The organism is Streptomyces sp. NPDC031497 (assembly GCF_055580905.1).
Genome location: NZ_JBVIKO010000006.1, coordinates 72,069 through 94,089 on the forward strand (window position 1 = coordinate 72,069; position 22,021 = coordinate 94,089).

The 22,021-nt window shown below is 72.1% G+C and carries 19 protein-coding genes; 14 read left to right on the forward strand and 5 right to left on the reverse strand.

Translation table 11 applies throughout. The features are described from left to right. Window positions 1-280: 280 nt before the first annotated feature. Both sucC and sucD read left to right on the forward strand, forming a co-directional pair. Window positions 281-1,459, forward strand: coding sequence for an ADP-forming succinate--CoA ligase subunit beta (sucC, locus tag ACZ5K7_RS14130; RefSeq protein WP_351693433.1), 1,179 nt, complete (start codon window positions 281-283; stop codon window positions 1,457-1,459). A 27-nt stretch (window positions 1,460-1,486) separates the two neighbouring features. Then, a complete protein-coding gene (gene sucD / locus ACZ5K7_RS14135) occupies window positions 1,487-2,371 on the forward strand; it encodes a succinate--CoA ligase subunit alpha (protein ID WP_351318330.1) in 885 nt (294 codons plus the stop codon). A 221-nt stretch (window positions 2,372-2,592) separates the two neighbouring features. On the opposite strand, the gene ACZ5K7_RS14140 is transcribed toward sucD, so the two are convergent. Continuing rightward, window positions 2,593-3,561 (reverse strand): RNA polymerase sigma factor, encoded by a 969-nt coding sequence (locus ACZ5K7_RS14140; RefSeq protein WP_468913335.1) that lies wholly within the window; start codon window positions 3,559-3,561, stop codon window positions 2,593-2,595. On the opposite strand from ACZ5K7_RS14140, the gene ACZ5K7_RS14145 reads away from it, so the two are divergent. Then, window positions 3,532-5,409, forward strand: coding sequence for a cell division protein PerM (locus tag ACZ5K7_RS14145; RefSeq protein WP_468913337.1), 1,878 nt, complete (start codon window positions 3,532-3,534; stop codon window positions 5,407-5,409). The two genes, ACZ5K7_RS14140 and ACZ5K7_RS14145, sit on opposite strands and share 30 nt — an antisense overlap. 49 nt (window positions 5,410-5,458) lie before the next feature. Here ACZ5K7_RS14145 and ACZ5K7_RS14150 read toward each other — a convergent pair whose 3' ends face one another. After that, window positions 5,459-6,229: a hypothetical protein gene (locus ACZ5K7_RS14150; protein WP_468913339.1), complete on the reverse strand. Its 771-nt coding sequence runs from the start codon at window positions 6,227-6,229 to the stop codon at window positions 5,459-5,461. Between the two features lie 362 nt (window positions 6,230-6,591). On the opposite strand from ACZ5K7_RS14150, the gene purN reads away from it, so the two are divergent. After that, window positions 6,592-7,221, forward strand: a complete 630-nt coding sequence (purN, locus tag ACZ5K7_RS14155; protein ID WP_468913340.1) for a phosphoribosylglycinamide formyltransferase — start codon at window positions 6,592-6,594, stop codon at window positions 7,219-7,221. Continuing rightward, window positions 7,218-8,789, forward strand: a complete 1,572-nt coding sequence (purH, locus tag ACZ5K7_RS14160; protein WP_468913342.1) for a bifunctional phosphoribosylaminoimidazolecarboxamide formyltransferase/IMP cyclohydrolase — start codon at window positions 7,218-7,220, stop codon at window positions 8,787-8,789. The genes purN and purH overlap by 4 nt, the downstream gene beginning before the upstream one ends. 95 nt (window positions 8,790-8,884) lie before the next feature. Here purH and ACZ5K7_RS14165 read toward each other — a convergent pair whose 3' ends face one another. Beyond that, window positions 8,885-9,481: an RDD family protein gene (locus ACZ5K7_RS14165; RefSeq protein WP_351693415.1), complete on the reverse strand. Its 597-nt coding sequence runs from the start codon at window positions 9,479-9,481 to the stop codon at window positions 8,885-8,887. Between the two features lie 229 nt (window positions 9,482-9,710). On the opposite strand from ACZ5K7_RS14165, the gene ACZ5K7_RS14170 reads away from it, so the two are divergent. From ACZ5K7_RS14170 to ACZ5K7_RS14195, 6 genes are all read left to right on the forward strand, one after another. Continuing rightward, window positions 9,711-10,565, forward strand: coding sequence for a bifunctional methylenetetrahydrofolate dehydrogenase/methenyltetrahydrofolate cyclohydrolase (locus ACZ5K7_RS14170; protein ID WP_365794560.1), 855 nt, complete (start codon window positions 9,711-9,713; stop codon window positions 10,563-10,565). Further along, window positions 10,555-10,983, forward strand: coding sequence for a DUF3017 domain-containing protein (locus ACZ5K7_RS14175; RefSeq protein WP_351693409.1), 429 nt, complete (start codon window positions 10,555-10,557; stop codon window positions 10,981-10,983). Before ACZ5K7_RS14170 ends, ACZ5K7_RS14175 begins: the two co-directional genes overlap by 11 nt. 629 nt (window positions 10,984-11,612) lie before the next feature. After that, entirely contained in the window at window positions 11,613-12,074 is a 462-nt protein-coding gene (locus ACZ5K7_RS14180) for a helix-turn-helix domain-containing protein (protein ID WP_468913345.1), read from the forward strand. A 355-nt stretch (window positions 12,075-12,429) separates the two neighbouring features. Then, a complete protein-coding gene (locus ACZ5K7_RS14185) occupies window positions 12,430-13,485 on the forward strand; it encodes a helix-turn-helix domain-containing protein (RefSeq protein ID WP_351693403.1) in 1,056 nt (351 codons plus the stop codon). Between the two features lie 339 nt (window positions 13,486-13,824). After that, on the forward strand, window positions 13,825-14,814 hold the full coding sequence (locus ACZ5K7_RS14190; protein ID WP_351693400.1) for a malate dehydrogenase: 990 nt from the start codon (window positions 13,825-13,827) through the stop codon (window positions 14,812-14,814). Window positions 14,815-15,867: 1,053 nt separating this feature from the next. Continuing rightward, window positions 15,868-16,410 (forward strand): hypothetical protein, encoded by a 543-nt coding sequence (locus tag ACZ5K7_RS14195; protein ID WP_468913348.1) that lies wholly within the window; start codon window positions 15,868-15,870, stop codon window positions 16,408-16,410. A gap of 9 nt (window positions 16,411-16,419) precedes the next feature. Here ACZ5K7_RS14195 and ACZ5K7_RS14200 read toward each other — a convergent pair whose 3' ends face one another. Together ACZ5K7_RS14200 and ACZ5K7_RS14205 are read right to left on the reverse strand one after the other, a co-directional pair. Beyond that, the gene (locus ACZ5K7_RS14200) at window positions 16,420-17,106 is read right to left on the reverse strand and encodes a siderophore-interacting protein (RefSeq protein WP_468913350.1); all 687 of its coding nucleotides are present in this window, start codon (window positions 17,104-17,106) and stop codon (window positions 16,420-16,422) included. A 39-nt stretch (window positions 17,107-17,145) separates the two neighbouring features. Beyond that, a complete protein-coding gene (locus tag ACZ5K7_RS14205) occupies window positions 17,146-18,549 on the reverse strand; it encodes an MFS transporter (RefSeq protein WP_468913351.1) in 1,404 nt (467 codons plus the stop codon). Window positions 18,550-18,650: 101 nt separating this feature from the next. Here ACZ5K7_RS14205 and ACZ5K7_RS14210 point away from each other — a divergent pair, with 101 nt between their 5' ends. The 3 genes from ACZ5K7_RS14210 (at window position 18,651) to ACZ5K7_RS14220 (ending at window position 21,838) form a co-directional block, all read left to right on the forward strand. Then, entirely contained in the window at window positions 18,651-19,592 is a 942-nt protein-coding gene (locus ACZ5K7_RS14210; protein WP_468913353.1) for a LysR family transcriptional regulator, read from the forward strand. A 145-nt stretch (window positions 19,593-19,737) separates the two neighbouring features. Then, window positions 19,738-21,498 (forward strand): hypothetical protein, encoded by a 1,761-nt coding sequence (locus ACZ5K7_RS14215; RefSeq protein WP_468913355.1) that lies wholly within the window; start codon window positions 19,738-19,740, stop codon window positions 21,496-21,498. Continuing rightward, window positions 21,488-21,838, forward strand: a complete 351-nt coding sequence (locus tag ACZ5K7_RS14220) for a hypothetical protein (RefSeq protein WP_468913356.1) — start codon at window positions 21,488-21,490, stop codon at window positions 21,836-21,838. Before ACZ5K7_RS14215 ends, ACZ5K7_RS14220 begins: the two co-directional genes overlap by 11 nt. Window positions 21,839-22,021 lie beyond the last annotated feature (183 nt).

Below are 22,021 nucleotides of genomic sequence, written 5' to 3' on the forward strand. Positions count from 1 at the left end.
GCCAACCCCAGCCCGGTGAGGCCTCGCACATCGTTCGCAGAACGGCACGCCGTGCCACCAGAACCCCGGATACCCGGCATCATGTGACAGGTATCACCGCTCAGGTGTGACTCCCGATTTAGAGACCCCCAGCGAGCGGCGATAATCTGCGAGACGGACATGCCGCGCGCTCGGACACCGTGTGCGCCCCCCTTGTGACACATTGCGGACGTCACGTTGCCCTTCGCGGCACGCCCACGCATCCAACGAACCGCGAGATCACTGATAGGGACGGAAGCGCGTGGACCTGTTCGAGTACCAGGCGAGGGACCTCTTCGCCAAGCACGATGTACCGGTGCTGGCCGGTGAAGTCATCGACACGCCTGAGGCGGCGCGCGAGATCACCGAGCGTCTGGGCGGCAAGTCCGTCGTCAAGGCGCAGGTGAAGGTCGGTGGTCGTGGCAAGGCCGGTGGCGTCAAGCTGGCCGCCTCCGCGGACGAGGCCGTCGCCCGTGCGACGGACATCCTCGGCATGGACATCAAGGGCCACACGGTCCACAAGGTGATGATCGCCGAGACCGCCCCGGAGATCGTCGAGGAGTACTACGTCTCCTTCCTCCTCGACCGTGCGAACCGCACCTTCCTCTCCATCGCCTCCGTCGAGGGCGGCATGGAGATCGAGGAGGTGGCGGCCACCCGTCCGGAGGCTGTCGCCCAGACCCCGATCAACGCGATCGACGGTGTGGACCTGGCCAAGGCCAAGGAGATCGTCGCCGCGGCGAAGTTCCCGGCCGACGTCGCCGACCAGGTCGCCGACATCCTGGTCAAGCTGTGGGACACCTTCATCAAGTCGGACGCCCTCCTCGTCGAGGTCAACCCGCTCGCGAAGGTCGTCTCCGGTGAGGTCCTCGCCCTGGACGGCAAGGTGTCGCTCGACGACAACGCCGAGTTCCGGCACGACTGGGACGAGCTGCACGACAAGGCCGCGGCCAACCCGCTCGAGGCCGCCGCCAAGGAGAAGAACCTCAACTACGTCAAGCTCGACGGCGAGGTCGGCATCATCGGCAACGGCGCGGGTCTCGTCATGAGCACCCTGGACGTCGTCGCGTACGCCGGTGAGAAGCACGGCGGCGTCAAGCCCGCCAACTTCCTCGACATCGGTGGCGGCGCCTCCGCCCAGGTGATGGCGAACGGCCTGGAGATCATCCTCGGCGACCCGGACGTCCGCTCCGTGTTCGTGAACGTCTTCGGTGGCATCACCGCCTGCGACGAGGTCGCCAACGGCATCGTGCAGGCCCTGAAGCTCCTGGAGGACCGCGGCGAGAACGTCTCCAAGCCGCTGGTCGTCCGTCTCGACGGCAACAACGCCGAACTGGGTCGCAAGATCCTCACCGACGCCAACCACCCGCTGGTGCAGCGCGTCGACACCATGGACGGCGCGGCCGACAAGGCCGCCGAGCTGGCCCACGCCGCCAAGTAAGCACTCAGGACGAGGACAGAACACACCATGGCTATCTGGCTCAACAAGGACAGCAAGGTCATCGTCCAGGGCATGACCGGCGCCACGGGCATGAAGCACACCAAGCTCATGCTGGGCGACGGCACCAACGTCGTGGGCGGCGTCAACCCGCGCAAGGCCGGTCAGAAGGTCGACTTCGACGGCACCGAGGTACCGGTCTTCGGTACCGTCAAGGAGGCCATCGAGGCCACCGGCGCCAACGTCTCCGTCATCTTCGTGCCGGAGAAGTTCACCAAGGCCGCGGTCGACGAGGCCATCGACGCCGAGATCCCGCTGGCCGTCGTGATCACCGAGGGCATCGCCGTGCACGACTCGGCGGCCTTCTGGGCGTACGCCGGCAAGAAGGGCAACAAGACCCGGATCATCGGCCCGAACTGCCCCGGCATCATCACCCCGGGCCAGTCGAACGTCGGCATCATCCCGGGCGACATCACCAAGCCGGGCCGTATCGGCCTGGTCTCGAAGTCCGGCACGCTGACGTACCAGATGATGTACGAGCTCCGTGACATCGGCTTCTCGACCGCCGTCGGCATCGGTGGCGACCCGATCATCGGCACCACGCACATCGACGCGCTCGCCGCGTTCCAGGACGACCCCGACACCGACCTGATCGTGATGATCGGTGAGATCGGTGGCGACGCCGAGGAGCGTGCGGCCGCGTTCATCAAGGAGAACGTGACCAAGCCGGTCGTCGGTTACGTCGCGGGCTTCACCGCGCCGGAGGGCAAGACCATGGGTCACGCCGGCGCCATCGTCTCCGGTTCGTCGGGCACCGCCCAGGCGAAGAAGGAGGCCCTGGAGGCCGCGGGCGTCAAGGTCGGCAAGACCCCGACCGAGACGGCGAAGCTGGCGCGCGAGCTGCTGGCCGGCTGAGCGTCGTTCTCGACGCCGGTTGACTGAACGCCGGTAGGCCCGTCCCCACCCCGGGGACGGGCCTACCGGCGTTTCGCTCACCGGCGCTTGCCGGGTGCCTCCCCCACTCTCGGCTTCGTTCGAGCGGGGGGACACCCCCATCGCCCACCCGTGCCGCCCTGGGGGCACCTCCCAGGCCCTTGAGGCACTGTGGGAGGCACGACTGCCCGCAGCCGACGCACTCACCCCGCCAGCGGTGCCAGTCTCTCCGGGCCGTTGTCCGCGTCCCTCTGCAGTTTCAGCCGGAGCGCCCGCTCACCTGCCGACAGCGGTCCCAGCCCCACCTCCGCCGGGATCCCGCTGATCGCCTGTGCCGGACCGATCGGTGCCTCGTAGTGTGTCGGCGCCGTCCGCAGCGTCAGCGTCGTCGCCGCGATGATCGTCGCCGTGAAGGCCAGCGCGGACCGGGTCCAGAAACGTGTCCGTCGCTCGGAGCAGGTCCGCACCGCGGTCGGCCGGGCCGCCCGCAGACGTTCCGTCGAGGCCAGTTCGGTCAGCCGCCGGTGCAACGCGGCGGGATCCGCCAGCTCGGGAACCCGCGCGGCGACCGCCCGCCGCGCGTGGGTCAGCCGCCGCGCCGCCGCCGGAGTGCTCGCCTCCGTCTCCGCCGCCGTCTCCGGCAGGTCCAGGCCGACACCGTCGTAGAGCAGGAGCGTGCGGCGGTACGACGGCGGGAGTTGGAGGAGTGCCTCCAGGACGGCGCGGTCGGCCGCGTCGGCCGGCGGCGCTTCGGGCTGGCGGTAGCGCAGTCGGAACCGGTGCCAGGGGGAGAGCGCGCACTCGTGCGCCACCGCCCGCACCCAGCCGGCCGGGTCCCGGTCGCGGGCCACCTGCGGCCAGTTCTGCCAGGCGAGTTGGAAGGCCCGCTCGACGGCTTCGCGCGCCAGCTCCCGGCGCCCGGTGAGCAGATAGGTCTGCCGTACCAGGGCCGGGGCGCAGAACGCGTACAGCGCGTCGAAGGCCTGAGTGGGCGTCAGGGCAGTGGACGGTACGGCCTCGTCGGAGGGGACAGGGCTCTGCGTCACCGGGCGCACCTTCCTTCGAAAAAACACATAAACATATATTGGGCGACACTTCGGTGGTTCGCCTGTTACGACGGGAAAGCGCGTGTCGTTGGGAGCATGGCCGTCGTGATTCGGATGCCCGCCCACCGACCGCCGACGGCACCTCCGCCGCGCCCGTCGCGCCCGTCGCGCCCGCCGCTTCTGTCGCTCCTGCTCACCCGGTTGTGCGACCGTTCCCCCGGGCTGGCCGCGAGCCTCCTGGGCGGCGCGATCGCGGCCGGGCTCGGACTCGCCTGCGTCTCCGTGCTGGTGATGGCGCTGTGGGTCAGTTCGCCGTATCCCGACAGCGGACCGGGCGGCGCGCTGCATCTCGCGGCGGCGCTGTGGTTCCTCGCCCATGGGGTCGAACTGGTCCGCACCGACACCCTGTCCGGGGTGCCGGCCCCGGTCGGGGTGACGCCGTTGCTGCTGCTCGTGCTGCCGGTGCTGCTGGTGTACCGGGGGGCGCGGGAGGCGGTGGACGCCCCGGAACACGACGGCGACGGCGCCGACGCACCACCGCCGGTCCGGGCCCGGACGGCCTGGACCGGGGTCGTGGCCGGCTACCTCGGCGTCGGCGGCTGCGCCGCGTTGTACGCGTCCGGTGGTGAACTGCGCCCCCAGTGGGGGTGGGTGGCGGTGTGTCTGCCGCTGCTCGCGGCGGGCGCGGCGGGCGCCGGGGTGTGGACGGCGTACGGCCGTCCGCGCGAGCCGCTGCTGCGTCTGGCGGTGGTGCTCCCGGGGCCGGTACGGCGACGGCTCCTCGGCCGGGACACCCGGGTGCGGTGGGGTACGGCCGTCCGCGCCTCCCTGGCCGGGGTGGCCGTGTTCTTCGGGGGCGGGACGCTGTTGCTCGCGGTGGAGCTGGTGGCGCACGGTGACGTGGCCCGGGCGTCGTTCCTGCAGCTGACGGAGGGGTGGACGGGCCGGTTCGCGGTCCTGCTGCTCTGCGTGTCGCTGATCCCGAACGCGGCGGTGTGGTCGGCGTCGTACGCCGTCGGCCCCGGCTTCGCGCTCGGCGCCGGTCATGTCGTGAACCCGCTGGCCGCCGACCCGGCCCCGCTGCTGCCGCCCTTTCCGCTGCTCGCGGCCGTGCCGGTGGACGGACCCGGTACGCCGTTGAACTGGCTGGCCGGTGCGGTGCCGATGGCGGCCGGGGTGACGATGGCGTGGTTCGTGGTGGGCAGGGCGGTCAGACGGCGCTGGCCGGCCGGGCGTACGGCCGGGGTGATGACCCTGGCGGCGCTGCTGTGCGCGCTGCTGCTCGCGGCCCTGGCCGAGTTGGCGGGCGGCCCCCTGGGTGTCGCCGCGCTCACCCGTTTCGGCCCGGTCTGGTGGCAGACGGGCGCGGCGACCTGCGCCTGGCTCCTCGGGGCGGGCGTCCCGGCGGCCCTGGCCCTGCGGGCCTGTCGGGGGCTGGGCCCGGCCTCGCTCGCGGCCTGGCTGGGCTTCGGCAAGCAGAAGCCGGGGGAGGAGCCGCCGACGGAGAGGGAGAACCCGGCCCCGGCCCAGGCCCCGGTGGCCGTCCTCCTGCCCGACCAGGGCGACGGCGACACCTTCGAGCCGTACGAGGCGCTGCCCGCCGAGCCGTACGAAAGGGTGCCGGCCACCCCGCCACCGCCCGACCCCTGGCAGGACGAAACGGCACGCAAGACCCCCTGGGCGCCACTACGAAAGGCATCCGAACCCCCGGACGGCCCCAGCGACCCCCGACTCTCGGACGGCCCTAGCGACCCCCGACTGTCGGAGGGGCCCAACGGCCCCCGACTCTCGGACGGCCCCAGCGGACCCCGACTCTCGGACGGCTCCAGCGGAACCCGACCCCCGGACAGCCCCAGCGGACCCAGACCGCCAGACGACTACAGCGGCCCCCGACCGTCGCACAGCCCGGACGGCCCCCGACCGTCGCACAGCCCGGACGGGACCCGGTCGGCGGACAGTTCCGACGGTTCCTGATCGGCCGTCAGTGAGTCCGAAGCGCTCCTGGCTGCCCTCGCACGGCCCCTCAGCTGTTCGTGGTGCCCAGGATGGTGCGGAGTTCCTTGGGGAGCAGGTGGTCGCAGGACTGCTTGGCCTCGTTGGTGAGGGCGTCGCTGACGCAGGTGTAGTAGTCGCGGTAGACCATCTGGGCCGTGAAGGTCGCCGCCACCAGGGCCAGGGCCAGTGACGCCGTGACCAGGCCGCTGATGGCCGCCGTCGTCTGCGGTCGGCCGGCGGTCGTGGCGGTGGCGGTGGCGTTGGCGTGGGCCGCGGCCTCCTCGGGGCTGCGCGGCTTGGCCCGGAGCGCGCTGACACCCCAGTAGATGCCCAGCACGCCCAGCAGCAGTGCCAGGTAAGGCCAGCCGAAGAGAGCGAAGAGGAAGCCCCACATGCCGCTCAGCAGGGCGTACCGCGCCCGCCGCTGGGCCGGGTCCGTCGGGTCGAAGCGCATGCCCGGGCCGCCGGGGCCGCCCTGGCCGCCGCCGCCCGGGCCGCTCTCGTCGGGACGCTGGCCGAAGCCGCCGGACTGCCGACCGGGCTGACGGTCGCTCCACTGGCTGCCCCAGGGCGATTCCTGGTCGCCGTCACCGGCCGGGCGGCGCGGCTGCCACGGCTTGTCCGGTGCGCCCTCCGGCGGCGGGGCGAAGGGGTTGTCGTCCTGCTGGTCGCCCTTCGGCCGGTCCGAGGGTGCCTCCGGCGGCGAGGTCGGCCGCTCCCGCAACAGCACGACGAAACGCGGCCCTCCCTGCACCGACTGCGGGGGGAGCATACGAAGTCCCAGGCTGCGGTCCGGCATCAAGTGAGCGTCTTCCCCTAGATCAAGATGAACAGAGCGGATGGATACGACTGGCTGGCTTGCGGATACGACTGCATGGATACAGCTGATGGCTACGGCTGATCGACACAGCGGACGAAACGACTGGTTACTTCGTGAACGCGTCGTATCCCGAACGCGTTCCCGTCTCGGTACCTCCCAGACGCTACCTTCCGGCCACGCCCCCGTCCCGTGGGGGCCGTCCGGTGTGCCGGTATCGTTGCTGACGGTCGGCCGCTTCGTAGACTTCCCCGTATCCGGGGGCGCGAAGCACTCGTACGAATGTACAAAGCGTGTGCGAGTCCGGCCGCCGTACCGACGCTCCCCCGAGAAAGGGCCCCACCGTGGCCGCCAAGCCCGTGGCCAAGCGCCTCGTCGTGCTGGTCTCCGGATCCGGCACCAACCTCCAGGCGCTCCTCGACGCGATCGCCGAGACCGGTGTCGAGGCCTACGGCGCCGAGGTCGTCGCCGTGGGCGCCGACCGCGCCGGCATCGAGGGGCTCGCGCGTGCCGAGCGGGCCGGGATCCCGACGTTCGTGACCAGGGTGAAGGACTTCGGGACCCGGGAGGAGTGGGACCGGGCGCTGGCCGACGCCGTGGCCGCCCACGCGCCCGACCTCGTCGTCTCCGCCGGGTTCATGAAGATCGTCGGGAAGGAGTTCCTGGCGCGGTTCGGCGGGCGGACCGTGAACACGCACCCCGCCCTGCTGCCCAGTTTCCCCGGGGCCCACGGCGTACGGGACGCGCTCGCGTACGGCGCCAAGGTCACCGGCTGCACCGTCCACTTCGTCGACGACGGCGTCGACACCGGGCCGATCATCGCTCAGGGCGTGGTGGAGGTCCGGGACGAGGACGACGAGAGCGCTCTGCACGAGCGCATCAAGGAAGTCGAGCGAAGCCTGCTCGTCGAGGTCGTGGGGCGGATCGCTCGCAACGGCCACCGCATTGAGGGACGAAAGGTAGTTATCCAGTGACCGCCACCGCCGAGAGCAACAAGCGGCCCATCCGGCGCGCGCTCGTCAGCGTCTATGACAAGACCGGGCTCGAGGAGCTCGCCCGCGGACTGCACGAGGCAGGTGTCGCACTCGTCTCCACCGGTTCCACCGCCTCCCGCATCGCCGCCGCCGGCGTCCCCGTGACCAAGGTCGAGGAGCTCACCGGCTTCCCGGAGTGCCTGGACGGCCGGGTCAAGACCCTTCACCCCAAGGTCCACGCCGGCATCCTCGCCGACCTGCGCCTGGAGAGCCACCGGCAGCAGCTCGGAGAGCTCGGTGTCGAGCCGTTCGACCTCGTCGTCGTCAACCTCTACCCGTTCCGTGAGACCGTCGCCTCGGGTGCCTCGCCCGACGAGTGCGTCGAGCAGATCGACATCGGCGGCCCCTCGATGGTCCGCGCCGCCGCCAAGAACCACCCCTCGGTCGCCGTGGTCACCAGCCCGGAGCGGTACGCCGACGTCCTCGCGGCCGTGCGGAACGGCGGCTTCGACCTCGCCACCCGCAAGCGGCTCGCCGCCGAGGCCTTCCAGCACACCGCGTCGTACGACGTGGCGGTCGCCTCCTGGTTCGCCTCCGAGTACGCGCCCGTCGACGAGTCGAGTTTCCCCGACTTCCTCGGTGCCACCTGGGAGCGCGAGAACACCCTGCGCTACGGCGAGAACCCGCACCAGCCCGCCGCCCTCTACGTCGACGCCAGTGGCGGTGGCCTCGCGAAGGCCGAGCAACTGCACGGCAAGGAGATGTCGTACAACAACTACACGGACACGGACGCCGCGCGCCGTGCCGCGTACGACCACGACGAGCCCTGCGTCGCGATCATCAAGCACGCCAACCCCTGCGGCATCGCGATCGGTGCGGACGTCGCCGAGGCGCACCGCAAGGCGCACGCCTGCGACCCGCTGTCGGCGTTCGGCGGGGTCATCGCCGTGAACCGGCCGGTCAGCAAGGAGATGGCCGAGCAGGTCGCGGAGATCTTCACCGAGGTCATCGTGGCGCCCGACTACGAGGAGGGGGCCCTGGAGGCCCTCGCCAAGAAGAAGAACATCCGCGTGCTGAAGGCGCCGGGCGCCCCCGCCAACCAGGTCGAGGTCAAGCCCGTCGACGGCGGTGTCCTCCTCCAGGTCACCGACCGGCTCCAGGCAGACGGCGACGACCCGGCCCACTGGACCCTGGCCACCGGCGAGGCGCTGAGCCCCGAGGAGCTGCGGGAACTCGCCTTCGCCTGGAAGGCCTGCCGGGCCGTGAAGTCCAACGCCATCCTCCTTGCCAAGGACGGCGCCTCGGTCGGTGTCGGCATGGGCCAGGTCAACCGCGTCGACTCCGCGAAGCTCGCCGTCGAGCGGGCGGGGGAGGAGCGGGCGCGCGGCTCCTACGCCGCCTCCGACGCGTTCTTCCCCTTCCCCGACGGCCTGGAGATCCTCACCGCGGCCGGCGTCAAGGCCGTGGCGCAGCCGGGTGGTTCGGTCCGTGACGAACTCGTCGTCGAGGCCGCGAAGAAGGCGGGCGTGACGATGTACTTCACGGGGACGCGGCACTTCTTCCACTGAGGGTTGTGGGACCGGACAACACCAGGGCCGTGTCCCCCGGGCGGGGGACACGGCCCTTGGCGCGTGCCGGAGTCGGCCGGTTGCTCAGTCGGCGCTCAGTTGCTGCGGATCACGATCGTGCCGCACACCTTGTCGGCGAACGTCTGGCGCTTGGAGTCCCACGCCGGCCACAGCCAGCCCAGGTAGCAGGCGAGGCTGTCCAGGATGTGGGCGATACGGCGCACGAAGGCCATGCCGACGCCGATCGGCTGGCCGGTGGCCTCCTTCACCAGGCGGATGCCCAGCGCCTTCTTGCCGACGGTCTGGCCGGTGCGGCCTTCCATGATCAGCTGCCAGATCGCCAGGCCGAGAAGGGCGAGACCGCCGATGGCCGCCAGCGCCGGGGTGTCCTTGCCGACGATCACCAGGATGTACGGCACCAGGAAGACCAGGCCGTCCACGAGGGTGCCGAGGAAGCGCTGGCCCCAGTTCGCGTACGGCGGGGTCGCGCCGTAACCCTGCTGCGGGTAGCCGTAACCGCCCTGCTGCGGGTAACCGGGCTGCTGGGGGTAGCCGTACCCCTGCTGCGGCGGCACGCCCTGCGGGGCCTGCTGGTAACCGGGCTGCTGCGTCGGGTAGCCGTAGCCGGGCTGACCCTGCTGCGGGTTCTGCGGCTGCTGACCGTAGGGGTTGTTGGGCGAGCCGAAACTCATGGCCGATTCCTCCGTTGGACCTGCGGGGACGACGCGGATTGGGACGGAGGTACGTCATGATTTGAGCGGTTTGCCCCCCAACCGGACCGCGATACTGCGCCGCTCATCGTTTAGTAAGGGCGAGTTGTTGTCCAGTCCGATTCGCGAGGTGTTGTGCAAGTGCAACATCATTGATCATGACCGCACACCCGACTGGAACCGGGACACCGGCATCCGCGAGGATGGAGCCATGACCGCCCAGATTCTCGATGGCAAGGCCACCGCAGCCGCGATCAAGTCCGATCTGACCGCCCGCGTGGCGGCGCTGAAGGAGAAGGGAGTCACGCCCGGCCTCGGCACGATCCTGGTCGGGGACGACCCCGGCAGTCAGAAGTACGTCGCCGGCAAGCACCGTGACTGTGCGCAGGTCGGCATCGCCTCCATCCAGCGCGAGCTGCCCGCCACCGCGACCCAGGAGGAGATCGAGGCCGTCGTCCGCGAGCTCAACGACGACCCGGCCTGCACCGGCTACATCGTCCAGCTCCCGCTGCCCAAGGGCATCGACGAGAACCGCATCCTCGAGCTGATGGACCCGCACAAGGACGCGGACGGCCTGCACCCGATGAACCTCGGCCGGCTGGTGCTCGGCGAGCCCGCGCCGCTGCCCTGCACCCCCAACGGCGTGCTGACCCTGCTGCGCCGCTACGGCGTCGAGATCAAGGGCGCCGAGGTCGTGGTCGTCGGCCGTGGCGTGACCATCGGGCGCCCGATGCCGCTGCTGCTCACCCGGCGCAGCGAGAACGCGACGGTGACCCAGTGCCACACCGGCACGCGTGACCTGTCCGCCCATCTCAAGCGCGCCGACATCATCGTCGCCGCGGCCGGGTCCCCGCACCTGATCCGCGCCGAGGACGTCAAGCCGGGCGCGGCCGTCCTCGACATCGGCGTCTCCCGCAACGCCGACGGCAAGATCGTCGGCGATGTGCACCCCGACGTCGCCGAGGTCGCCGGGTGGCTCTCCCCGAACCCCGGCGGTGTCGGGCCGATGACCCGGGCGCAGCTGCTCGTCAACGTGGTCGAGGCGGCGGAGCGCAGTGTCGGCTGACGGCGGTCACGGACAGGAGGCGGGGCGCCGGGCGACCCGGCGGTTCCCGCTGTTCACACGGGACACGGCACGCCCCGAGGGCGGCGGCAGGGCCGCGTCGGGAGACCTGCCGGCGCCGGCCCGGCAGTGGCCGCTGCTGGTGGTGCTGGCCACCGTCGCCGTGGGGTTGCTGCTGACCTCGCTGGACCAGTTCCGGGTGGGGGCGCTGCTGATCGGGGCGGCGCTGCTCGCGGGGGCGGTGATGCGCTGGATACTGCCGAGCGTGGGGATGCTGGCGGTGCGGTCCCGGTTCACGGACATCGCGACGTACGGGGTGCTGGGGCTGGCGATCGTGCTGCTGGCGTTGATGGCACAGCCGAAGCCCTGGCTGGTGATCCCGTATCTGAAGGACACGCTGCACTTCACGATGAGGAGCTAGCGGGTCCGGTTCGGGGTCGGCTGCGGGTGTGCGGGGGCTGGTCGCGCCCACGCGACGGTAGCCGCACATCGACACAGCCCCGCGCCCCTTCGGGGGCGCTCCCGCAGCCGGCGCTTGCAAAGGGCCCGCACCTCCCCCGGTGGGTGCGGGCCTTCCCCCTGTTCGAAGGTAGGGACCCGGTACCCCAGGCGAATCCCCCTTCTGATGGAACCCCCTACAACTTCCGTGGTACCTCCGGTGGTTGACTCCCCACCCCGGACCCCCGCGTTACGCTGCGGCGATGTGACTGCGGAACCCGCCCCCACTCGCCGTCGACACGCTGATCGCGTGCGGGACGGTCGTGATGGCGGGCTGGGCGGCCCCGCGGGGCCGGGCGGCCTGGGCGGCTGAAAGGGGCTGCAAGGCGGCCCGTCCCCTCCCCCGAGCAGGACGGACCGCCGTCGGGTTTCAGCCTTCCCATCGCGCGGCGGCTGTTCAACGGCTGTCCGTGTGCTGTGGCACAGAGGTGACAGTTCCGCCACGGACCGCCCGCACTGCCACAGCCTGCGGGAACCGTAGGACCGCCGACTGTCGTCACCCGCTCTGAACTGGCAACGAACTGGCAACGCGGGAAGCCGTGGAGGTGCGTGATGGGCGGCTGGCAGCCGCTGCCGGAGGGGCTCCCTGCGGAGGTACGGCACTTCGTGGAGCAGTTACGGCTCCTCAAGGACGGCACCAATCTCAGCCTGGTCGCGCTGGGCGCCCGCACCGCGTACAGCAAGTCCTCCTGGCAGCGGTACCTCAACGCCGTACAGCCGCCGCCGCGGCAGGCCGTCGCCGCGCTGTGCCGGGTCGCGGGCCTCACCGGCGCCGACGCCGAACGGCACACCGTGCGCTGGGAGTTGGCCGTCCAGGCCTGGCCGCGCCCGGCGAACCTGCCGGAACGGCCGCCCGGCGCCGGGGAGTACGAGGACGACCCCACCCTCCCGTGGTGGGACCGCCCGGAGGAGGAGCCGGCGCCCCGCCCGCACGGGCTGCTGCTGCCGGCCGCGGCCCTGCTGCTGCTCGTCCTGCTCCTGGCGGCGGTCGTCGGTGCCGTGCTTCTCGGGTGAGCCGGGTCTCCTGTGACCCGCGAGGTCACGGCCCGATGACCGGTGTGTCGATGTGTTGACAAGTTCGCGGATATGTCACGAAGACGACTCACAAGCGGGCTAACGTGTCCAATCGGGGCGAGCCGAAGGCCCGTTGGACCGCGTCACGGTGGGCGTGCGACGGTGCACGTGGGCGGGTCAGTGCTCCTGTACGCCCCCTGCCGGGGGACTGGGTTCCGGGGGCGCCGCGGTCCGCTGGGTAGCCAGAACGGGGACCGGCGCGGGGGCACCACGCGCAAGGGGAACGCGGGGAAGACACGGGCACTGAACCGGGGACAAGAGGACCGGGGAGGACCGGGGGAAGAGGGGGGAAGCAATGCCTCGTTGGAAGGCTCTGCCGGATGAACTCGATCCGCAGGTAAGAGAGTTCGCGACCCAGTTGCGGCGGCTCGTGGACCGCAGCGGGCTGAGCGTCGCGGCACTGTCCGACCGCACCGGCTACAGCAAGACGTCCTGGGAGCGGTACCTGGGCGGGCGCCTGCTGGCACCCAAGGGTGCGGTCGTCGCGCTCGCCGAGGTCACCGGCGCCAATCCCGTCCATCTCACCACGATGTGGGAGCTGGCCGAACGGGCCTGGAGCCGTTCGGAGATGCGTCACGACATGACGATGGAGGCGATCCGGGTCTCCCAGGCGCGGGCCGCGCTCGGGGAGTTCGGGGCGCCGCCGGCCACCTCCACGACCACGGCCGGGAGCAAGGCCGGCGGCAAGGCGCCGCGCCGGGCGGCCGGCGCGGTGGCGACGCCGGGGATCGCCGGGCCGGCGGGCGTCTCGCCCACCATCCCGCCCCAGCCGACGGCACCCGACGCGAACCGCCGGGAGGGGACGGGGTCCCGCGGGCCGGCCGCGCCCGGGGGGACGGGTGCCCCCGGCGGCGGCCGGCGGCGCCTGACCATGTTCCTCGCGGGGGTGGTCGGCGTGGCCGTGGTCGTCGCCGCCGTCTTCTTCCTCACCGGCAACGACGGCGGCGACGGGAAGAAGAACCGGAGCGGTGCCACCTCGTCCGCCCCGTCCACCAGCGCCGGCACCGACCTGCCGGCCGGCGTGAAGTGCGCGGGCGCCGGCTGCACCGGCAAGGACGCGGAGGCCATGGGGTGCAGCGGCGACCTGGTGACCACCGCCAAGACCGCCACGGTCGGCGCGACCACCCTGGAGGTCCGCTACAGCAGCACCTGCGGCGCCGCGTGGGGCCGTATCACCGGTGCCGCCCCGGGCGACTCGGTACGGGTCACGGCCGGCACCACCACGAAGACCGGTGACATCACGGCCGTCGGCGACACGATCGCGTACACGCCGATGGTGGCGGTACGGGACGCGGCCCAGGCCAAGGCGTGCGCGACGCTGGCGTCGGGGCGGACGGGGTGCACCTCGTAGAAAATCGGCGTGCCCAGGAATGCCGTGGCGTTTCCCGGGCAGGCGAACCGTACCCCCCACGGGAGTCCGGATTCCGGTACCCCCGATGGCGGCCGCCCCGTCTCACCTCTCCCGGACGGGCGGCCGCCTCTTTCGTACGTCGCTTGCGGGGGCCCGTCGGTAGGGTCACGTCCGTGGCGGCACGGCCTGTGGGGTGAGCCACACCCACCCCTCCACGTCCGGCATGCGGAATGCGCGATAGCCTGACCGGTGGATCTCTTGATGCCGAGAGATCGATCATTTGTACGTCCGCACCCCAGGGCAAGGACGCCCACCGCCAGCTGTCATACGGAGAACGCCATGACCCGCACTCCCGTGAACGTCACCGTCACCGGCGCGGCCGGCCAGATCGGTTACGCCCTGCTCTTCCGCATCGCCTCCGGCCAGCTGCTCGGCGCGGACGTGCCGGTCCGGCTCCGCCTCCTGGAGATCACGCCCGCGCTCAAGGCCGCCGAGGGCACCGCGATGGAGCTGGACGACTGCGCCTTCCCGCTCCTGGCGGGCATCGACATCACCGACGACCCGAACGTCGCCTTCGACGGTGCCAACGTCGCCCTCCTCGTGGGCGCCCGCCCGCGCACCAAGGGCATGGAGCGCGGTGACCTCCTGGAGGCCAACGGCGGCATCTTCAAGCCGCAGGGCAAGGCCATCAACGACCACGCGGCGGACGACATCAAGGTCCTGGTCGTCGGCAACCCGGCCAACACGAACGCGCTGATCGCGCAGGCCGCGGCGCCGGACGTACCGGCCGAGCGCTTCACCGCGATGACCCGCCTCGACCACAACCGCGCGCTGACCCAGCTGGCGAAGAAGACGGGCTCCACGGTCGCCGACATCAAGCGTCTGACCATCTGGGGCAACCACTCCGCCACCCAGTACCCCGACATCTTCCACGCGACCGTCGCCGGCAAGAACGCCGCGGAGGTCGTGAACGACGAGAAGTGGCTGGCCGAGGAGTTCATCCCGACCGTCGCCAAGCGCGGCGCGGCCATCATCGAGGCCCGCGGCGCCTCCTCGGCGGCCTCCGCCGCCAACGCCGCCATCGACCACGTCCACACCTGGGTCAACGGCACCGCCGACGGCGACTGGACCTCCATGGGCATCCCGTCGGACGGCTCCTACGGCGTCCCGGAGGGCCTGATCTCCTCCTTCCCGGTCACCACCAAGGACGGCGTGTACGAGATCGTGCAGGGCCTGGAGATCAGCGAGTTCTCCCGCGCCCGCATCGACGCCTCGGTGCAGGAGCTGGCGGAGGAGCGCGACGCGGTCCGCGCCCTCGGCCTCATCTGAGCCTCCCGCACCCACGGGCCCCACTCCGGTTTCGTCCGGAACGGGGCCCGTTCCCGTTTCCGCCGCTACCGTCGGAAGAGGCAAGCGGTGGAGTGAATCGGGGGGTTCGCGATGAGCGACAGGAACGGCGGCACCGGCGAGGGCGGTTGGCCCGAGGAAGCCACGGGGCCCAGCGCCCCGACCGGCCGGAGCGAGCCGCCGGAGGATCCGCGGCAGGCGGAAGAGCCCGGCCACCAGGAGGAGCCGGAGGAGCCGAGCACCCAGAGATGGCCGACGGCGCCCCCACGGCACACGGGACTCCCGGAGGTCCCGTGGCAACAGGACGGCCCGGAGCCGCCGGTGAGCCCGTGGCCTTCGGAGCGGTCGCCGGCGCCGGAGGGGCCGCGGCCGTCCGAGTGGCCGCCGTCGCCGGAGAGTGTCGGGTTTGCTGGGCGGTCGCCGGCGCCGGAGGGATCGCGGCGGTCCGAGTGGCCGGTGTCCCTGGAGAAACCGCGGCGCACAAAGCGTTCCGCGCCCGGCGCGCAGGGCGGTGGCGACGAGCCGTACGGTCCCGGGCACGAGCCGGCTGAGGACGAGGGACGCCCGCCGTGGCCACCGACCCCGTCCCCCGGCCTGCCTCCCCTCCCGACCACGTTCTCGTCTGCGCCCCCAACCCTGCCCGCTTCGTCGCCGCAGTCTCCGTCCTCGTCCCCGACCCTGCCTGCCTCGTGGGCGCAGTCTCCGCCCTCCTCCCCGACCCTCCCTGTCTCGGCGGCGCCCGCTCCGCCCGTCCCGCCGCCGCCCGGTGGTCGCTATCCGGCGCCGGCCCTGCCCCCGTCCCCGGGTGAGGTGCGGAGGGGCTACACCCCGCCGCCCTGGTCCGGTGCTTCGACCTCGTCGGGGCAGCGGCTTGCGGCGACGCCTCCGCCGGGCGGGTACACCCCGCGGCGGCGGTCCGGTCGTGCGCTTGCCGCGGTCGTCGGTCTGGTTCTCGTCGCCGGTCTCTCCGGGCTGGGGGTCTGGTACCTCGGCCGGGACGGCGGTGAGCGCTCCGGCACCGGAGCCGCCCCGTCCGTGAGCGTGAGCGTCAGTGCCAAGTCGTCGGCGCCCGCGTCGCCGGAGCCCACCGCCAGCTCCAGCCCCACCCCCACCCCCTCCGTCGCCTCCGGATACCGCGTCGCGCGCGATCCCGTCGGGTACACCCTCGACGTGCCCCAGGGGTGGACCCGGCGGCAGCAGCAGGGGGAGAAGGCACCGGTGGTGTACTACGACTCCCCGTCCGACGGGCGCCAGTTGCAGATCTTCGCGCTCTCCGAGGCCACCCCGTCCGAGTCCCTCGACCTCGCCGAGAACGACCCCGGGTACGGGTACGCGAAGCAACCCGGTTACCAGGCAGGTGACCGTACCTCCGGCGACACCTGGGCCGAACTGTCGTACCGCTACGAGGACAAGGACAAGGGCACCCGGCAGGTCATCGACCACCGCTTCCAGGCCGCCGACGGCACCCTGTACGCGATCCGCTCCAGCGGCCCCGGGAGTCTCCCCGCCGCGCTGATCCGGGGCCCGCTCACCACGGCCGTCGACTCCTTCTGCCCTGACGGCACTCAGTGCTCCTGAGTGCCGTCGTCACTCCATCCCCTTCTTCCCCGGCGTCCAGAACGGCTTGGTGAGGACCGCCCGCCGGTCCCATCCCGCCTCCTGGACGAGCACCTTCCGCACCGCCTGCACGGCCCGCGCCTCCCCGGCGACATACGCGATCCCGCCGGGCTCGGGGGCGAGCCGGCGTACCGCCTCCGGCAGTGCGGTCTCGCCGCGGAGCAGCCAGTCGAGGCGCTCCGCGTACGGGAGGGGCAGCCGGTCCGCCGCGGTCGCCGTCTCCACGCACCCGGAGACGGTGGCCTCCTCGGGCAGCGCCGCGAGCATCGCGCCGAAGGCGACCGAGGCCGTCTCGTCGCCGACGAAGACATGGTGGGCGGCCTCGGGACGCAGCGTGAACGTGCCCTCGGGCCTGCGCAGCCGTACCTGCTCGCCGGTGGAGACCGTACGCCCCCACCGGGCCCCCGGCCCGCCCTCGGGATGGTCCAGCACACACAACTCGACGACGCCGGACGGGTCGTAGTGCCACACGGAGTACGTGCGCAGGGTCAGGCCGGTGACCAGGACCCGGACCTGCTGGCCGGGGCGGACGTCGAGCCCGGCGAGCTGGTCGCCGTCGATGCGCACCCGGCGTATCCGGGCGGTGATGTGTTCGGCCTCGGTGACGGTGCCCCGCAGGGTCAGCAGGTCGAGGACGGGATTCAGCAGGGCGGGCATGGGAGGCTCCTCAACGGGCCGTATGGTGAGGGGAGTTGCTCAGGCACCGGATGAACGCGATAGTACGTGTTTCGTGCCGGACGCGATAGTACGTGTCGGGGGTCGGTCGCGGTAACCGGCCACCACGAGCACCGTCGCCGCGAGCACCAGCAGCGCGACCGCGCGCAGCGCCGGGCCCATGCCGGAGGCCAGGTCGGTGTGGGCGGACAGGATCGTCCCGGTGACCGCGACCCCCAGGGCCGCGCCGGTCTCCCGGGCCGTGGTGCCGAGGCCCGAGCCCAGGCCCGCCTGATGCGGCGGCAGCGAGGTGACGACGCCCAGGGTCAGGGCCGGCATGGACAGGCCGGTGCCGGCCGAGATGACCAGCAACCAGCAGGCGTACGTCCAGTACGGCGTGGACGCGTCGACGGTGGAGGCGCCGAGCAGGCCGAGGCCGATCAGCCCGAGCCCGGCGCCGACCACCGGGCGCGGATGTCCCGCCCAGCGGGTGGCCAGCCTCGGGACCAGGGCCATGCCGATCGTCAGCGGCATGATCGCGACGCCGGTGAGGGCGGCGTCGTAGCCCTTGACACCTTGCAGGTACTGCGAGTTGACGAAGAAGAGGGAGAACAGGCCGAAGAAGCCCGTCGCCGTGCCGAGGGACGCCGAGCGCAGCCGGGAGGAGGCGAAGACGCGCGGGTCGAAGAGAGGCTTGGGCGAGCGCAGGGCGTGCCCGGTGAAGAGGGCGGTCAGGGCCGCGCCCGCCGCGAAGGAGCCGAGGATGGGCGCGGACGCCCAGCCGTACGTCGGGCCCTCGATGATGCCGAACAGCACCGCCACCAGGCCCGCCGTGAGGAACAGGGTGCCCAGCGGATCGAGACGGCTGTGCGGGGAGCGGTCGGTGCGCGGGGTGGTGACGGCGACGGCCATGGCGAGCAGGGCCGCCAGCGGGACCATGGCGATGAACAGCGCCCGCCAGGACAGGAACTGGCCGACCAGTCCGCCGCCGATGTTGCCGGCCGCGCCGCCCAGGCCGATCGCCAGGGTCCAGGAGGCCAGGGCGCCGGCGCGCCGGTCGGGGGCGGAGAGGTGGACAAGGATCGACAGGGTGGCCGGGGTGATCAGGGCCGCCCCGGCGCCGGACAGGCCCCGGCCCGCGATCAGGACGGCGGGATCCGGTGCGAGCGCGCTGGTGGCGGCGCCCGCCGCGAACAGGGCGAGGCCCGCGAGCAGGGCGCCCTTGCGGCCGTACCGGTCGCCGAGCGCGCCGGCCGGGATCAGCAGGCCGGCGAAGGCGATGACATACGCGTCGACCGTCCACAGGATCTCGCTGTGCGAGGGGTGCAGGGACGACGAACCCAGTTGCGGGATGAGCAGGTTGATGGCGGCGACCATGCTCTGCGCGACCAGCACGCAGGCGCACAGCACGAGGAGGGTGGGGCGTTTCAGGGTGTGCGAGGGCACGGCTCCTCCCGGGAGCTCGGTGGGTGGTGTGGGGTGCCCTGTCACCGTAGGCTCGGGTCCGACCTGCCTTCCAGTGCAACCTTCGCAAGGGACGACTGCGTATGACGCAATCCGCCGAGGCGCCCGGCAGCCTCGACCTCAATCTGCTGGTCGCGCTGGACGTCCTGCTCGAAGAGCAGAGCGTGCAGGGGGCCGCCCGGCGGCTGCACCTGTCCGAACCGGCCATGAGCCGCACCCTCGGCCGGATCCGCAAGGCGCTCGGCGATCCGGTGCTGGTACGGGCCGGGCGCGCGATGGTGCCGACCCCGCACGCGCTGGCCGTCCGCGCCGAGGTGAGCGCGGTGGTGGAGCGGGCGCGGGCGCTGTTCGCGCCGGGGGACACCGATCTGCGGACCGTCTCCCGGACGCTCACGATCATCGGCCACGACGCGATCGCCGGCACCCATGGCGCGACCCTGTTCGCCCGGGCCGCCGAGGAGGCGCCCGGCATCCGCATCCGCTTCCTCGCCGAGAGCCACGTCGACGCGCCGTTCCTGCGGCACGGCATCGCCGACCTGGAGCTGGGAGTGATCGACACCTCCGCGCCCGAGGTACGCGTGGAGCACCTCCACGAGGACCGCATGCTGGGTGTCGTACGGGCCGGACACCCGCTCCTGGACGGCGAGCCGACGCCCGAGCGGTACGCCACCGCGGCCGGTCATCTGAACGTCTCCCGGCGCGGCAAGCTGCACGGTCCGGTGGACACCGCGCTGGCCGAACTCGGTCTGGAGCGCCGGGTGGTGGGCACCGTCGGCACCTTCCCGGCCTCCCTGTTCGTGCTCCGCGACTCCGACCTGATCGGTCTGATCACCTCCTGGAGCGCGCCCCTGGCCACCGCACTGGGCCTGGTCACCTTCGACGTACCGCTCGACCTCCCGCCGGTCAGCATCGGGCTGGCCTGGCACCCGCGCCATGACGCCGACCCGGCACACGCCTGGCTCCGGCGCTGCGTACGGGAGTTGATGACCGGCAGCTCCGGTGCCGTTGTCGGTACCGGGGAGTAGTCCCGTCGGCCGACTTCTGACCTGCGGCGACTTCGGTCAATTCCGTTTCACCGGTCACGGTCGTCCCCCTATGCTGATGGTTTGTCAACTCGGCGTCTAGCAGCGCACTTCCAGCACCGCATGTCACACGCATCGGGGGATCGTCGTGAGCACCACCTACGTGCCGCAACAACCACAACCGGGGCCGCCCGCCGGGGCACCGCCCGCGCTGCCGCCCGTACCGCCGTACGCCAGTGAGGCCAGCCGGCTGCTGTGCGCGGGCACCTATCTGGACTCCGCGTACCGGGACCGGGTCATCGAGGAACTCCACCTCAACGAACAGCGGATCGCGGCGCCCTCGCTCGGCTTCGACGCCGCCCGGGTCCTCGCCCACGCCCTGCGCGCCCGCCGCCAGGAACTGCTCTGGGCCGGGGCGATCCTCGGCCTGTGGGTGGTGGGGCTGCCGCTCAGCGGCGGGCTGCTCCTGCTCTTCCTGGTGCCGGGCATCGCGCTCGCCGTCGCGCCCTGGATCAGGGGCCGCGCCGCCCGCCCACCGCTGCACCGGGTGATCGCCGCCTTCCTGCTCCGCTGGTGGGGCCGGTCGTTCTACGCGGTCGCCCTGATCGCGACCCTCGTCATCGCGTTCGGCGGCGGCTCGGACGACAGCGCGTCGTACGACTCGTACGGCTCCGACGGTTACTACTACGGCTCCAGCTACTCCGACTCGACCGGCTTCGGCGACCTGTTCACCCCGGGCCTCGGCGACCTCAGCGGCCTGGCCGAGGCCTGGCACGCCTGGCTCACCCTCGCCGTGTTCGCCGGTGTCGCCCTGTGCGCGCACGCCCAGCGCACCCAGTTCAGCCGGGCGCTGGCCGGCGAGCTCTCCCCGCAGCGCTTCCCGGACGCCGCGAACGACCCCGCCGAGAAGGCGGAGAACCCCCGCTTCCAGCGGCTCAAGCAGCGCATCCGGATCGAACAGCACGCGCCGCTGATCATGTACAACGAGGCCGACCCGTTCTGCGGGGCGGGCGCCGCCTACGACACGTGGGTGCTCGCCGTCGAACTCAAGCCCGACGAGCTGAAGAAGGAGCGGCAGCCGCTCAGCAACCGGGCGATCCTGGAGAAGGTCCGCCCGCTGCTCGAACAGCTCCGCGTCCCCGCCGAGTACGCCGGACCCGGCAACCGCGACCGGCTGCGCCAGCTGGAGATCGACGAGTGCGTGTTCCTGCCCACCGAGGGCCTGCTCACCCGGGACCAGGCGCCGTACACCCCGGAGGCCTTCGAGGAGCACCGGGCACGGGCCGTCGAGGAGGGCGCCGAGAAGCGCCGGCACTTCCTGCGGATCCGCGTCGGCGGCTGGGAGGAGGAGGTGGTCGTCACGGTGTTCGTGCGCATCCACACCCAGGGCCGGATGCTCGTGCTGGAGATCGCCCCGCATGTACTGACCCCGGTCCGCGCGGACTTCAAGGGCGCCGACCGCACCGCCCACCGGTTCCGGAACAACAACTGGGCCGGCAAGACCGCCGCCGCGATCGCCCTGGTCCCCGGCTCGGTGGGCCGCTCGGTGGGCCAGCTCGGCCGGGGCGCGGTGTACCTCTGGCGGCTGCTGACCGGCGGCCACGCGGGTGCGCTGCCCGAGGGGCCGGCGCTGTCCGTGCGGGAACTGGGCGCGGTGGAGGTCGGCTCCCACTTCCAGGAGATGGACGTCGTCCGGTACCTGCGCAGCATCCAGGACCGGGTGGCGAACGGCGTACGGGCCGCGCTCGCCGACGCCGGTTACGAGACCGGCGAGTTCGTCCAGAAGACCGTCAACAACAGCACCAACGTGAGCATCGACCGGGTCGAGGGCTCCACGCTCGCCTTCGGCAGCCACGCCACCGCCACCGGTTACACGACGCAGAAGGGGCCCGACAGCAATGGCAAGTGACGAGCCGCAGGTCACCCTGGGGAACATCTCCGGGAGCACGTTCGCCATCGGCAGCCACGCGCACGCCGAGAGCCACCACCACGGCGCCACCGGCTCCCCGGCCGACGAGGAACTCCTCACGGCGGTACGGGAGTTGCGCGCCGACCTGGCGCGGGTGCGGGGCACCGAGCAGACGGCGGCGCTGGGCACGGCGCTCGCGGAGACCGAGGACGAGATCACCCGCACCGGCCAGGCGGGCCCCACCCGCCGGGAACGCCTGCGCGAACTCCTCACCGACTCCCAGGCCCTCCTGAACGTTCTGGCCTCGGCGGGCACACTGGCCGGCCTGCTGGGGAGGTGAGAGAGCCGATGAGCAACGGGGGCGCACGGCACTGGAACGAGGACGCACAACGCTGGGAGGCCGGCCCCCAGCCGTCGCCTGCCGGGCCGACAGCGACTCCGCCACCACCGACCCGACAGGAGAGCCGACCACCGGAGGCGTCGGCACCGGCTCCGACACCACCTTCCCCTCCGGCGTCAGCAC